The organism is Bacillus sp. EB106-04-02-XG92 (assembly GCF_058791995.1).
Genome location: NZ_JBYTEA010000001.1, coordinates 34,456 through 48,052, shown reverse-complemented (window position 1 = coordinate 48,052; position 13,597 = coordinate 34,456). Strand labels below are relative to the sequence as shown.

The following is a 13,597-nucleotide window of genomic DNA, read 5'->3' as shown; positions in this document are numbered from 1 at the left end:
ATGAATATGTATTTTGAATATAAGAATCGAAAGGTTTTTTACAATATAGAAGGATCGGGTCCTGTCATATTGTTTTTACACGGCCTTGGAGGAAACACAAATAATTGGTTATATCAAAGGCAATATTTTAAGAAAAAATGGACAGTAATTTCTCTTGATTTACCGGGGCATGGGAAATCAGAAGGGTTGGAAATCCCTTTTAAAGAATACGCAAATGTTTTGTATGAGTTATGCGATTATTTAAGGCTACAAAAAGTAGTCATTTGCGGTCTTTCAAAAGGAGCTAGAGTTGGTATCGATTTTGCTATTCAATATCCAGACTTTGTTTCTAGCTTAATTATTGTAAATGCATTTCCCTATTTGGAGCCTGAAGATCGAAAGAAACGGCTTGAAATATATGATTTACTTAGCTTACATGATAACGGAGAAACATGGGCGGATACATTGTTGCAGGCGATGGGAGTAGCAAATAATGAAGTAATTGTCAGGGGATTTTATCAATCTTTACAGTTTATTAATCCGGTGCATATTCAAAGATTATTTGCTGAATTAGTAGATTATGATCAAAGACCGTTTCTTTCAAATATTATATGTCCTGTTTTAATTATAAGAGGGAGAAATGATGATTTTGTGCCAGAAAAATATGTAAGAGAGTTTGAAAGACATTTAAAAAATATAACTTTCATTGAATTTAAAAATAGCGGGCACTTACCTTATTTAGAGCAGCCAACTGGCTTTAATGTGACGGTAGAAACATTTTTAGATTGTGCGCCTAATTAATACTATTATTACAGTCAATACTGTTATTAGTGAGTAAAATATAGTTCGTTTTGAGAGGAGGCAACTATATGGAATGGAAACCAAATCGTGCAGATAAGACGCCTGTATATAAACAAATAGCGGATTATATTGAAAGAGGTATTTCTTCAGGTGAGTTTCCTTCTGACAGTAAGTTACCTTCTGAGCGTATGTTAGCAAAAGAATTACAGGTGAATAGGAGTACGATAGTAGCTGCATATGAAGAATTAAAATCACTTGGGGTAGTAGAACGGCAAAAAGGAAGCGGAACACGGGTGAATACAGACATATGGGGTGTTTCACATAAACGAATACCGAACTGGGGTAGGTACGTTGAGGATGGATCGTTCTTACCTAATGTACCACTCGTTCAACAAATTAGAACGGAAACACAAAAAGACGACTTAATTAATTTAGCGAGTGGTGAATTGTCACCAGAATTAATTCCGAGTGATAGATTCCGAACGATTTTGTCGGAGAAAACATTTATGGAAAACCTCGGTTATGACCATCCACTTGGGAATGAAATGTTGAGAAAAACAATTGCAGCACATGTTCAGCAATATAAACAAATTGAAGCAGATTCGAATTCTATCCTTATTACATCTGGCGCACAACAGGCACTTAATCTTATCGTTCAATGCTTATTAAAACCAGGAGATGCGATTGCAATTGAGGACCCTTCCTATTGTTTTTCATTGCCGATGTTTAAATCTGCTGGCTTAAAAATATTCCATCTACCTGTTGATCAGCATGGAATGAATCCAGATGACTTAATTGATTTGCATAAAAAGCATCGTATTCGCATGGTATTTTTGAATCCAGATTATCAAAATCCAACGGGAACTGTGCTGTCATTAGCAAGGCGTAAAAAGATTTTAGAACTGTCTTCTGAATTTGGTATACCGATTGTAGAAGATGATCCGTATAGTTTAACTTCATTTAATGGAGAAGTGAATCCTACATTAAAATCAATGGATCAAAACGGGAATGTTCTTTATATAAGTTCATTATCAAAAATTGTTGCATCAGGATTACGTATTGGCTGGGTAATTGGTCCTACGCGTGTAATAGAACGTTTAGCGGATGCGAAGCAGCAAGTTGATTTTGGTCATAGTGTATTTACGCAGTGGGTGGCAAATCAGTTTTTAGAATCAGAAGATTTTCATGCACATATTACAATGCTCCGTAGGCAATTGAAAGAAAGAAGAGATGTGTTAATTAGAAAGCTTGGAGAAATATTAGGGGAACAGGTTGAATTTTTTGTTCCAGAGGGTGGAATACATTTATGGTGCAAAGTGCAAGGAACGTTTGATGAATATCATTTATTAGGTGAATCTATACGAAATGGTGTAGCGTTTGTCCCAGGAAGTGTTTTAGGTACTACAAGTGAATATATTCGTTTTACTTTTGGGAGAGTAGATGTCGAACAAATTCAACTGGGAATTACGAGATTTGCGGAAACGTTAAATGAGATCTCATAATAGTGGTGCGTAATATTGAAATGAGGGAGAGAAATGAAGTACGTGACGCTTTTACTGCAAGTAGGCGTGCTATATGTATTTAGCGTAGTGGGTACGTGGATTCAGGGAGTATTCCATCTATCAATGCCAGGAAGTTTAATTGGGATGTTAATGCTGTTTCTGCTCCTTTCTACTCGTATTTTACCATTAAAGTGGTTTGAGGAAGGTGCGGAAAAGTTACTCATATTTTTACCGTTATTTCTAATTCCTTCGACAACAGGGCTGATGGAATTCGGGTCTTTTTTTTTCGGTAAGGGGAGTATTATATTCCTGTTAGTAGTTGCAAGTACGGTAGTAACTTTAATTGTTTCAGGATATATAAGTCAATTATTAGTAACATCAAAAAAATAAAATCGACAAGGTGCACGATGCAAATGGTCTTAATTATTATTACTGTAGTAATGTATGTATTGGCGACAAAGTTATATAAAAAAATTCCGTTTCCAGTTATGTTACCGGTGTTAACAGTTACAGCGAGTATGATTTGCTTATTTTTAATTTTTGATATTTCTCATCATGAATATAGGGAAAATGGGGGAGATATTCTTTCCGGCTTATTAAGTCCTGCAATTGTAGCGTTAGCGATACCTTTATTTAAAGAGCGAAACATACTTATGAAAAACTTTTTGTCGATACTTATTGGCGTAGCAGTAGGTATAGTGGCTTTAACGAGTATGAATGTAGTGATTGGCGGGATGTTAAATATAGATAAGGAACTCATAGTAACGACACTGCCGCAATTAGCGACGATGCCTATCGCCATATCATTAGCGGATCAAATTGGCGGTATTACATCCATGACTTCTAGTTTTGTAGTTGTTGCAGGAATAACAGGTGCTATGATCGGACCGGCAGTACTTAAATTTTTCCGAATAACAAGTACGATTGGAAAAGGAGTAGGGATGGGATGCGCATCACATATTATTGGTGTGAGCCGTCTCGTGAAGGAAGGCGAGAAAGAGGCGACAATCGGTTCGGTGACGATGATTGTAACTGGAATACTTATTAGTGTATTTATACCGTATGGAACGAAATATATTTTTTAAAATGTAATGGAGATGATGAAAATGACAACATGGTTTATAGTTACATTATTTATTTTTGGAGCCCTTAAAGTACTTGTTTCTAGTATGCCAACTTCTGTTGTAGAATCAATTATTAGTAGATTTGAATTACATCAAAAACTTGAGGAAGAGAATACCTCTATATCGATAGATGGAAAAAATATAGAGGGAGAAATGAAACGACAAGTTATTCATGAATTTAATGAAGCTTTATTTTTAGATAAACATTATTTCCCGCCGCACGGGGAAGGAACACCAATCGTTATTAACACGAAGAAAGGGAATAAAGAGATTAGGTTTTCTCTATATAGCCATGAGGAACATGTTGATGTAATTAAGCAATATAAGAAGAAAATCGTTGCCTATCGTTTACGTTCAAAAAGTCTTCAAAATCCCGCATCATTAGCAATAACTGAAGATTATGCTTGAGAAGAGATCGTTGTAAAAACGGTCTCTTTATTATAGGGAGAATCTATATAATTATTAAATTTTTTATTCATATCGTAGTCCATTTGAAAGGGTATCAATAGCTTTCCAATCGTCAACAACAATTTGTTTATTATTTTTATGAATTATATTGTTAGCTATTAGTTTTTCAATGACTCGATTAAGATGACGGGTAGTTGTCCCAATTAATGAGGCGATTTCATGATGATCTTTAGTATGAATTTCGCGCCCAAATAAATGAGATGGATTTCGGGCTGTACATAAATAACTAGCAAAACGTGTTTCCACAGGAGCTAGTAAATTGATACGTGAAGCCGTTGTGCAGGTTTGTAGTTTATAAGTGACGTGATGAATGAGCTCTTGAAGGAAGACTACATCGTGTAATAAGTAATTTGTTACATAATTTTTATCAATAAAAAGAAAATCAGTCTGTAGTTCGGAGGTTACATGAGATTGTATATCTACGGACTGAATTAATTCAATATCTCCCATGATAGAAACGGCAGAACAAAATCTTAGTAATAATGCTTTACCTGTAATTACACTTGAGGTTATTTTTGTACGCCCCGACATTTGAATATATAGGCCATCAATCGTTTCGCCTTCGTGTAATACAGCTTCTTTCGCTTCATATCTACGGATTTCAAATGGATGATTGAATTGTTGGAATAGCTTCTTTATGTACGCGTTATTTAAGTAGCTTAATAATAAGGTATTATCTACAATGTTTTGCATAATGTTTCTCCTTTTGGGACATCTGTCCTGTCTATTATAAAATAATTCATATACATTAAAAAGAAAGGAGTGATGTATATGAAATTTATTTTTGATATTGACGGTACTATTTGTTTTAAAGGGAACGCAGTAACGAAAGGGATAATTCAGGCACTAGACGTATGTCAAAGTAGAGGGCATGAGATTATATTTGCATCAGCTAGACCGATTAGGGACTTATTACCGGTGCTACCAAATCATATGCATCATTATTCAATGATTGGTGGGAATGGTGCATTTATTGCAAAGGGAAAGGAGACTATTGAAGTTATAACGTTTGATCTTGGAACGGTAAGTGCTATACATTCAATAATAGAGAAGCATAGCCTTTCATATTTGATAGATAGTCATTGGAATTATTCTTATACGGGAAGCGAGAATCACCCTATTTACAAAAACATAGATCCTAATCAATTGGCTAATAATGTACATATTGATGAAATTAAGGAAGTAGTAAAGGTGGTATTATTTCCTGATAATGCTCAAAAAGAAGAAATTATGAATAAGTTGAAAGAACTTCCTATACGTATTTATGAACATGATAATGAGGGAATCGTGGATATAAGCTCTGAAAATATTGATAAATGGATGGGGTTACAACGATTAGGTATAAAAGAGAAGGAATTCGTAGTGTTTGGTAATGATTTAAACGATTTATCAATGTTTATACATGCTAAGGAAAGTATTTGTGTTGGGAGTCATGAAGTATTAGTGGGTCATGCATCCACATGTTTAAAAATAGATGAACAAAGTATTGTTAATAAAATAATTGAGTTATCCGATTTATATGCGTAATGGTACATATGTGAAACATAATAAAAAAGAGTACTCAAAGGTTTTTGCTAGCTTTTAGTACTCTTTTTTATTAATCATGAAATGATATACTTTCCAAATAAAAGAAAAGAAAATCATATAGCCAAATAAAGAATATGTATGATTCCAATCCAAGCTATGAATAAATAAACCAAATCTTTCAGCAACCTGTTCAAAAATGTTAGCACAAATACCTATTAAAATAATAAATAAAATTCTAGAAACTGTAGATAATGTTTTTGAAATTTGTATGAAAATGGTTGTTAAAATTGGTAGTACAAACAAAGTAAAGCCGATGTTAACTGAAAATATAGAGGAGAATGGTCTAACTGGAAAGGAATATATTTGTTTCGCAACAAAGAAAGCATCTAGGCAAGTTCCGATAATAGAAGAGAGTAATATTGTAACTGCTAATGCTAGAAATTTATTCTTCTTCTCGAAGGAGGACGTTTTTCTTTGCAAGAATGGCGAGTTCAATTTTTTCGAGTGTTTTACAGTAGTCTTCTGTAATTTGTCCATTTATATTTTCCTCCTTATCTACTAAGTAATTTACAACTTGCCAGTCTGTAAACCAATCTTCATTGTCAACTTCTTCATGCTTCATATCTCGCCATGCATAGATGAGTGCAGGACTGTATATACGATAAGCGCCACTACGCAACTGGCATTTCTTTATTCGACGCTTATAAAACTCACGGGAAAAAGATTCATTGACACTTGAAAATAAATGAGGCCAGTAATCTTTCCTTGACCCTGTATGCGGATGGTGCTGGGCCCAGCTTATTATTTGAGATAAAACATGTGTGTCCCGAAATAATAATGAATACAACCTTTTTCCAATTAAGATTCGTTCGTGTAAGGAAGTGAAATGTTTCATTGTATCACCAAATAGTAATACTTTGTGTTTCTTATCATTTTCGTAGAATGGGAAAAGAATATGATTAAATTGAAAGAAATCAAAGAGTTTAAATCCAATACTATTAAGTACAGTCTTTTTAAATTGTATATTTTGAATCACTCTTTTTTCTAAGTAGTTTTGTTCATTAATAATAGTTGCAATGGCTAATGTTTTTTTGTTACCTGTTTTCCAAAAATCGTTCCACATCGTTTCCATAAATGTAGAAACATTTAGGTGAGGGAGAAGGTGAAATAGCTTTTGTGCTCTTTTTACACTTTGTTCATAAAGCAGAAATTGAGGATATACATCTTGGAAAATAAGCCAATTCCCTCTTTCTAAAAAAGAAAAAAATGTGATTTGCTCTTTTTCTGATAAAATTTTCGTATATAAATCGCCCTTCAAATCAGTCATATTCCAACCGCCGTTACGTGATACCATATGCCCAAGTAGTGCCCAATGTATTTCTGGATATTGAATGTAAAATTGGTAGTATGCGCGTGTTCTTGTCACATTATTTTTATTTAGCTGTTCTGTTTGTATTTTTATGTTGTTGATGATGAGTTGCTCTTCTTTCGTTAATTTATACATTGTGCCAGAATGAATGAGCTTGCTTTTTTGTTTCAATTCATTTTTTACATCGAATAGGGAGAGAGGCAGGGCTTGGGAAGGTCCGTTATATGTATGATTTGAATTACTTCGGTACATTCCATTACCTCCCTTTTTCATAAAATTAAACAGGATTACTGGCTATGAATCATTCTATTTATTTTATTACAAGTATAAGAAATAAATGAGCAGTGTTTTTTACAAGGATTTAGTTATCATGCAAAAAGTATAAAAAATCTTACTGTTGTAAGGTGAAATAAAAAACAGAAACTATGTTTAATAGTTTCTGTTTTTTATTTTTGTCAATTAAATGTAACAAACGATGATTATGATTTAAATCAATTGAAAATAATTCAATAAATTTTATGGTGTGGTAGGAGGAAAAGAAATGCTAAATAAAATAATTTTAATTACTGGTGGTACAGGTTCGTGGGGACATGAACTTATAAAACAACTATTAGAAAAATCACCGAAAGAAATTAGGATTTTTTCAAGAAATGAAACGATTCAGTTTGAAATGCAGCAACAGTTTATAAATGATGATAGATTAAAATTTATTATTGGAGATATTCGTGATAAAGATCAACTAGCATATGCTTGCCAAGGTGTACATTATGTATTTCATCTTGCAGCTTTAAAACATGTTCCAGTATGTGAGTATTATCCTTATGAAGCTATAAAAACCAATATAAATGGTACGCAAAATGTAATTGAAGCATCTATACAGATGCAAGTTGAGAAAGTTATATATGTTTCAACGGATAAAGCAGCTGACCCATCAAATACGTATGGGATGACAAAAGCAATTGGTGAGAAGTTAATGGTTCATGCGAATAGGCAAACGAAGAAAACAAAATTCATTTGTGTCCGTGGTGGAAATGTTTTGGGGACGAGCGGAAGCGTGGTACCACTTTTTAAAAAACAAATCAAAAAATCTTCACAAGTAGGGATTACCGATGCAAATATGACTCGATTTTTCTTAACGATTGAAGATGCTGTTGGATTGTTGTTTAAAGCCTTATATCAGGGGAGAGGTGGAGAAATCTTTGTTATGAAAATGCCGGCATGTAAAATAACAGATTTAGCAGAAGTGTTAATTGAAGATTCGAAAAAGGGAAACGTGAAGGTAAAAGAAGTAGGGATAAGACCAGGGGAAAAATTAAGTGAAATGCTTTTATCTGAGGTAGAGAGTAAAACAAGTATAAGTTTTGATCAAAATTATTTTGTGGTACTACCGACTATTCCTATAGAAGGGCTTCAAGAATATTATGCTAGCTATCCGCTTGTGGATGTGAAGAATTTTAGTTCTCAACAAGACTTACTTGCAAAACATGAGGTGAAACAAATGTTATTAAAAGGAGGATTTTTACGATGAAAAAAAATGCGAGCCTTTTAATAACTGGTGCAAATGGTTTCACAGGACGCCATGCTTGCCAATATTTTTTAGAGCAGGGCTTTCATGTAATTCCTATGTTTCAAAATCGTACACATAGAGAAAGTATTGGGAGTGGTATTATTTGTGATTTAACTAATAAGAGCGAAGTAATGAGGGTAATGAAACAAATAAAGCCAGATTATGTATTGCATTTAGCAGGAAGGAATTCGGTCATAGAGTCTTGGACAGCTGCTCTTGAATATGTAGAGGTTAATGTAATAGGAACATTATATTTATTAGAAGCAATTAAGCAAGAAGCACCTCATTGTAGAACATTGGTTATAGGATCTGCTTTGCAGGCAGATTGTATGAGCAACATAAAAATTTCAAATCCATATAGTTTAAGTAAAACGATGCAAGTCATTATTGCAGAGGCGTGGAGTGAATTAATGAATTCAAATATTATCATTGCAAAGCCCACGAATTTAATTGGTCCAGGAATATCGAATGGCATTTGTTCGATTCTCGCAAAAAAAATGATAGATATAGAATCAGGTAGAAGTAAAGCTGTTATTAAAGTAAACAGTTTAAAAGATAGTAGGGATTTTTTAGATGTACGTGATGCGGTTAAAGCGTATCATGTGTTATTACGAGAGGGGATAAATGGAAAACAATATAATATTGGTTCAGGAGTGAAACGATCTTTATTAGATGTACTAGAACAATATAAGGAATTAACACGATTGAATTTTTTTATAGATGAAACAGAGAAAAGTGGGAGCGACTCAAATGAGAGTTTAGTAATAGAGGATATAAGAAGGTTAGGGTGGATCCCAGAAATTCAATTTCATCAATCATTAAAAGATGTACTTGAGTATGTGAAGTGCAGTGACATTTGCATTCAATGAAAAATAAAAAGGGTGTAAGAAATATATGAATGGCTATACAACAATAGATAATCAAAATACGCTAGTTCTTTTAATTGTTGATATGCTGGACTGGAAAAATGAAGAAGAGCATGTTTTGCGTATCTATGAGGCGATAAATAAATGTCGGGCTTATGTGGAAGGAAAAAAGGATGATAGGAAAAATATAGTAATAGATACGGGAACTAGGCTTGTAATCCAAGTCTTTGCTCAGTATGAATGTAGTGAGTATGGAAATGATTTTTATGATCTCATTAAAGACTTTTTGCAAGATATAGGATTTGAATTAAATGTTTATATAAATAATAGTAAGTTTACTTACATTTAATAGATTAGTATAAAACAAGATTTTTAATGATAAAGGTGGATATAAATTATGAATAAAAAGATTCTCTTTACTGGGGGCGGTACAGCCGGACATGTAATGATTAATATGGTATTGATTCCTAAATTCATCGAAAAAGGATGGGGAGTTGAGTATATTGGATCTCAAAATGGAATTGAAAAACTATTAGTTCAAAATGTTAAATACAATAGTATTTCAACGGGGAAGCTTAGGAGATATTGGGATTGGGAGAACTTTAAAGATCCTTTTAAAATAATAAAAGGTTGCATACAAAGTTATAAATTAATGAAACGGATAAAACCAGATGTTATTTTTTCGGCAGGAGGATTTGTTTCCGTTCCTGTAGTAATAGGAGCGTGGATGAATAAAGTACCCGTAATAATACGTGAACCGGACAGTACGTTAGGATTAGCAAATAAAATAGCATTACCATTTACTACAAAACTATGCACAACATTTCCTCAGACAGGAGAAAATGTAAGTAATGAGAAAAAGGTTTATGTAGGACCAATTGTAAGAGAAGAAATTGAGAGGGGCAACGTATTGCGGGGAAGAAGCTATTGTAAATTTCAGCAAGATAAACCAGTATTGTTAATTATGGGTGGGAGTCAAGGTGCTCAATGGATAAATGATATGGTAAGGGGAAGTTTGGAAACATTACTATTAAATTTTAATATTGTTCATATGTGCGGTAAAGGGAAGGTCGATTCATCTATTGACATGGAGGGCTATATACAATTTGAATATATAGGGGAAGAGTTGCCGCATATACTAAATATGGCGAGTGTTGTAGTTTCGAGAGCGGGTTCTACGGCTATCTTTGAATTGCTATTCTTGAAGAAACCGATGTTGCTTATCCCGTTAACTAACAGTTCCAGTAGGGGAGATCAAGTTTTAAATGCTGAATATTTTTCTCGACAAGGATATGCAGAAGTTATATTCCAAGACAAAGTAAGTACGAATGCATTTATACATGCAGTAAATAAGTTGAATACAAATAAGGAGAGATACATTCAAAACATGAATGGCTATACGAAAACAAATGATGAGGGAATTCATCAATTAATAGATATAATAAATGAAGTGGTGAAGTAATAGAAATTTAAATAGAAAAAACAAAAGGAAAGAAGGTATCTTCTTTCCTTTTTACTATGGTTGTTCAAATTCATTATTACTTATCCCGATTAACTATGTACTATGGGTGAATCCCACTTTTTAATAGCTCAGTAAATGCATTAATATGAATAGGTTTACTATAATAGTAACCTTGAATAAACTGACATTTGTTTTTTTGAAGGAAAGTTACGTGTTCTTTCGTTTCTACCCCTTCAGCAATGACAGACATTTCTAATGTATGTGCCAATGTGATAATCGTTTTAATAATTTCCATTCCATCTTCGCACGTTTCAGACATTGTAATAAACTCCCTTGGGATTTTTAACGTGTCTATTGGATATAAAGGTAAATACGCTAGTGAAGAATACCCTGTACCAAAGTCGTCGATTGAAATGTGAATCCCTAAACTTTTTAGTGTGCGCAATTTTATCAATGTTTCTCGCTCATCCATCATTGCAATTCGCTCTGTTAACTCAAGATCGAGAGAACTAGCTGGTAAGCCTGTATGTGCTAATGTAGCGGAAATAGACTTTACAAAATCATCTTGTTCAAATTCTTTAGCAGATAAATTTACGCCTATTTTTAAATGAGAATATCCGAGTGAGTGCCAACGTTTCATTTGCTCACAGGCTTGCTGCAATGTCCATTTTCCTATTGGAATAATTTGTAGTGTTTCTTCTGCAATCGGAATAAACTCGTATGGAGAAATAACGCCTAATTCAGGATGATTCCACCTGATTAGAGCTTCTGCACCGATAATTTTATTAGATTCACTATCAACTTGAGGTTGATACAATAGGAACAATTCTTCATTTTGTATTGCATTTGGTAAATCTTTTTCTAATCGTAATCGTCTTTCAATTTTCTTAGCGATAACATCATCATAAATAGAGACAGAGTTAAGTTCTTTTGCTTTCGCATCATACATGGCAACATTAGCGTTTTTTAGAAGTGTAGCGGTATCGATTCCGGAATGTGGATAAATAGCGATGCCGATACTAAGTGATAAAGTTAATGTATGCTCATGTATGACAAACGGTTTTTCTATGCTTTCAAATAATTGGTTACATAATTCGAATAAGGAATCTTCATCAGTATAATTTTCAATTAAGATAGTAAATTCATCACCACCGATTCTTGACAGATAAGTATGTGATGGAAGACAGGATTGGAATCGCTTTGCTACTTCTTCTAATATGTAATCTCCTGACGAATGTCCAAGTGTATCGTTAATTGCTTTAAAGCGATCTAAATCTAAGTATAATAATGCGAACTCACTGTCTGTTGTTTTCGCATTTTTGATAACCCTTTTTAATTTCTTATGGAAAAAGGCACGGTTCCCAATTTTCGTTACAGTATCATGGAATGCTAAATATTTTATTTCTTCTTGCTGTTTTTTTAGTGCAGTAATATCTTTCACCATAATATAACTTCCTGAAATTTGTCCGTCTATCATGATAGGAACGATGGTAACATATAAAAAATAAGTAAAGCCATCTTTATATTGAGAACTAAGTTGTAAGGATGCCGATTCTTGTTGTTTCACTTTTTCTAATGCAGATGCTAGTTTATGTTTATCTTCTTCTAAAATAATCGAAAAACAAGTTTCACCGAGTAACTCATTCGTTGGTGCTCCCAGTAACATACTTCCGGCTTTATTTACATTTAAGAAGATTCCATTTAAATCAATTGTAAAAATAGGGTCAGGATGATATTCATATAGTGATTTGAATTTTTGTTGTTTTTGAGATAGAGCCTCTGATTTATAAACTAAATCAGAAGTTCGTAAAGTAACTTTTTCTTCTAGTTGAGCATTAAATGCCTGTAAACGTTTTGTTAGGGAATTGTTTTGCATACGTACAATAGAATGACGAATGAGTACGAAAATAAAAGTCATACAATTTCCTGTAATGAGAGTTGAAGATGCTGTTTGTTCTTTTAATGTAAACCCGATTAGTATCGCAACAGCAAGATAGGGAAATACAACTAAAGCCTTTTTACCTATTATAGGGTTTACAATGAAATAATTTTTATGGCTATTATGGTCTTCTGAAATAGATCCAGCTATTGCCATAAGTAATATAGGTATTCTATATAAAAGACGTAATAATGTTATCGTTTCAGTCGATAAATGATTATTTAAGTAAAAATAAATATAGTTAAAAGTTGCAGAACTTATTAAGACAAAAATAAAGATATAAATTTTCCGTTTGGAATTAAAAATTGTTGGACGGAAAAAAAGACTAACACCTAGTAGAAGAAATAATAAATCTGCAATTGGATATAGAAATGAAAGGAAAACATCTCCTAGTGAAAGAGAGAATATATGTAAATTTGGTTGATTAAATAAATACCACTCCAATGTGAATATGGAAGTAAGTACGATGCATATATCACAAATAAAGAACGCTTTTTCCCATTTATCACATTCTTTTAAGATTTTATAGCAGAAAGCGATAAGACAGAAGAATAGAAAAAACATATAAAATACATCAGAAATAGTAAATTGATGTATTGGAATTTCGAAGAAGCTATCTTGATATGTATATACTATTTTCCCTAATAAAAAGCTACCGATTGCTATTGTGATACATATCCAAAACGGATTTGAACTAACTTTTTTAGAATATATAGAGTAAATGAGTGATACAAATGTAATGGCTTCAACGATAAGTGAAGCGAAGCGTACATCAGAATTTGAAAAATGAGTAGGGAACAGATAAAAAAATATAAAATAGATGGAATAGCATATCAATGTCGCAATTAATATACATAGTTGCAAATTTTTATTTAATTTCAATAAAATCACCTTCTTTAATTATGCACTTTATTCGTAATATCTATACATAATAATATTATTTAAGAATTGTATCAGATTTCCTTATAAAAATCATGTTTATAAGGAAAGTGT

The 13,597-nt window shown here is 32.9% G+C and carries 14 protein-coding genes; 10 read left to right on the top strand and 4 right to left on the bottom strand.

The features are described 5' to 3' along the window. Nucleotides 1-6 precede the first annotated feature (6 nt). The 5 genes from AC3WVA_RS00255 (at nt 7) to AC3WVA_RS00235 (ending at nt 3,814) form a co-directional block, all read left to right on the top strand. Nucleotides 7-780, top strand: a complete 774-nt coding sequence (locus AC3WVA_RS00255; RefSeq protein WP_098520150.1) for an alpha/beta fold hydrolase — start codon at nt 7-9, stop codon at nt 778-780. A 68-nt stretch (nt 781-848) separates the two neighbouring features. After that, on the top strand, nt 849-2,282 hold the full coding sequence (gene pdxR / locus AC3WVA_RS00250) for a MocR-like pyridoxine biosynthesis transcription factor PdxR (RefSeq protein WP_071757762.1): 1,434 nt from the start codon (nt 849-851) through the stop codon (nt 2,280-2,282). A gap of 33 nt (nt 2,283-2,315) precedes the next feature. Further along, the gene (locus AC3WVA_RS00245) at nt 2,316-2,672 is read left to right on the top strand and encodes a CidA/LrgA family holin-like protein (RefSeq protein WP_098520151.1); all 357 of its coding nucleotides are present in this window, start codon (nt 2,316-2,318) and stop codon (nt 2,670-2,672) included. 23 nt (nt 2,673-2,695) lie between these two features. After that, on the top strand, nt 2,696-3,367 hold the full coding sequence (locus AC3WVA_RS00240) for an LrgB family protein (RefSeq protein WP_098345306.1): 672 nt from the start codon (nt 2,696-2,698) through the stop codon (nt 3,365-3,367). 21 nt (nt 3,368-3,388) lie between these two features. Next, entirely contained in the window at nt 3,389-3,814 is a 426-nt protein-coding gene (locus AC3WVA_RS00235) for a YfmQ family protein (protein ID WP_098345307.1), read from the top strand. 63 nt (nt 3,815-3,877) lie between these two features. Here the strand turns inward: AC3WVA_RS00235 and AC3WVA_RS00230 are convergent, their stop codons facing one another. Then, on the bottom strand, nt 3,878-4,567 hold the full coding sequence (locus tag AC3WVA_RS00230; protein ID WP_048530407.1) for a Crp/Fnr family transcriptional regulator: 690 nt from the start codon (nt 4,565-4,567) through the stop codon (nt 3,878-3,880). A 78-nt stretch (nt 4,568-4,645) separates the two neighbouring features. Between AC3WVA_RS00230 and AC3WVA_RS00225 the strand changes: the two genes are divergently transcribed. Beyond that, entirely contained in the window at nt 4,646-5,401 is a 756-nt protein-coding gene (locus tag AC3WVA_RS00225; RefSeq protein ID WP_098520152.1) for an HAD-IIB family hydrolase, read from the top strand. A gap of 54 nt (nt 5,402-5,455) precedes the next feature. Here AC3WVA_RS00225 and AC3WVA_RS00220 read toward each other — a convergent pair whose 3' ends face one another. Together AC3WVA_RS00220 and AC3WVA_RS00215 are read right to left on the bottom strand one after the other, a co-directional pair. Then, nucleotides 5,456-5,938 carry a CBO0543 family protein gene (locus tag AC3WVA_RS00220; RefSeq protein ID WP_255285073.1) on the bottom strand — a complete coding sequence of 161 codons (483 nt, stop codon included), beginning with the start codon at nt 5,936-5,938 and terminating at the stop codon, nt 5,456-5,458. Further along, entirely contained in the window at nt 5,844-7,022 is a 1,179-nt protein-coding gene (locus AC3WVA_RS00215; RefSeq protein WP_048530404.1) for a DUF2515 domain-containing protein, read from the bottom strand. The genes AC3WVA_RS00220 and AC3WVA_RS00215 overlap by 95 nt, the downstream gene beginning before the upstream one ends. A 289-nt stretch (nt 7,023-7,311) precedes the next feature. Between AC3WVA_RS00215 and AC3WVA_RS00210 the strand changes: the two genes are divergently transcribed. From AC3WVA_RS00210 to murG, 4 genes are read left to right on the top strand one after another with little or no spacing between them, the layout of a single operon-like run. Then, nucleotides 7,312-8,298: a UDP-N-acetylglucosamine 4,6-dehydratase family protein gene (locus tag AC3WVA_RS00210; RefSeq protein WP_048530402.1), complete on the top strand. Its 987-nt coding sequence runs from the start codon at nt 7,312-7,314 to the stop codon at nt 8,296-8,298. Further along, nucleotides 8,295-9,206 carry an SDR family oxidoreductase gene (locus tag AC3WVA_RS00205; RefSeq protein ID WP_098345310.1) on the top strand — a complete coding sequence of 304 codons (912 nt, stop codon included), beginning with the start codon at nt 8,295-8,297 and terminating at the stop codon, nt 9,204-9,206. The genes AC3WVA_RS00210 and AC3WVA_RS00205 overlap by 4 nt, the downstream gene beginning before the upstream one ends. A gap of 25 nt (nt 9,207-9,231) precedes the next feature. Next, entirely contained in the window at nt 9,232-9,552 is a 321-nt protein-coding gene (locus AC3WVA_RS00200) for a DUF6572 domain-containing protein (protein ID WP_098881483.1), read from the top strand. Nucleotides 9,553-9,600: 48 nt separating this feature from the next. Next, nucleotides 9,601-10,665: an undecaprenyldiphospho-muramoylpentapeptide beta-N-acetylglucosaminyltransferase gene (gene murG / locus AC3WVA_RS00195; protein WP_098345311.1), complete on the top strand. Its 1,065-nt coding sequence runs from the start codon at nt 9,601-9,603 to the stop codon at nt 10,663-10,665. 100 nt (nt 10,666-10,765) lie between these two features. On the opposite strand, the gene AC3WVA_RS00190 is transcribed toward murG, so the two are convergent. Next, the gene (locus tag AC3WVA_RS00190) at nt 10,766-13,486 is read right to left on the bottom strand and encodes a sensor domain-containing phosphodiesterase (RefSeq protein WP_141539448.1); all 2,721 of its coding nucleotides are present in this window, start codon (nt 13,484-13,486) and stop codon (nt 10,766-10,768) included. Nucleotides 13,487-13,597 lie beyond the last annotated feature (111 nt).

Bases quoted from the DNA above. Each gene is read 5' to 3' on its own strand.
- AC3WVA_RS00200 (WP_098881483.1), top strand. From the start codon at position 9,232: ATGAATGGCTATACAACAATAGATAATCAAAATACGCTAGTTCTTTTA.
- AC3WVA_RS00235 (WP_098345307.1), top strand. From the start codon at position 3,389: ATGACAACATGGTTTATAGTTACATTATTTATTTTTGGAGCCCTTAAA.
- AC3WVA_RS00230 (WP_048530407.1), bottom strand. From the start codon at position 4,567: ATGCAAAACATTGTAGATAATACCTTATTATTAAGCTACTTAAATAAC.
- AC3WVA_RS00240 (WP_098345306.1), top strand. From the start codon at position 2,696: ATGGTCTTAATTATTATTACTGTAGTAATGTATGTATTGGCGACAAAG.
- AC3WVA_RS00205 (WP_098345310.1), top strand. From the start codon at position 8,295: ATGAAAAAAAATGCGAGCCTTTTAATAACTGGTGCAAATGGTTTCACA.
- AC3WVA_RS00210 (WP_048530402.1), top strand. From the start codon at position 7,312: ATGCTAAATAAAATAATTTTAATTACTGGTGGTACAGGTTCGTGGGGA.
- AC3WVA_RS00255 (WP_098520150.1), top strand. From the start codon at position 7: ATGTATTTTGAATATAAGAATCGAAAGGTTTTTTACAATATAGAAGGA.
- AC3WVA_RS00220 (WP_255285073.1), bottom strand. From the start codon at position 5,938: ATGGACAAATTACAGAAGACTACTGTAAAACACTCGAAAAAATTGAAC.
- AC3WVA_RS00225 (WP_098520152.1), top strand. From the start codon at position 4,646: ATGAAATTTATTTTTGATATTGACGGTACTATTTGTTTTAAAGGGAAC.
- murG (WP_098345311.1), top strand. From the start codon at position 9,601: ATGAATAAAAAGATTCTCTTTACTGGGGGCGGTACAGCCGGACATGTA.
- pdxR (WP_071757762.1), top strand. From the start codon at position 849: ATGGAATGGAAACCAAATCGTGCAGATAAGACGCCTGTATATAAACAA.
- AC3WVA_RS00215 (WP_048530404.1), bottom strand. From the start codon at position 7,022: ATGTACCGAAGTAATTCAAATCATACATATAACGGACCTTCCCAAGCC.
- AC3WVA_RS00245 (WP_098520151.1), top strand. From the start codon at position 2,316: ATGAAGTACGTGACGCTTTTACTGCAAGTAGGCGTGCTATATGTATTT.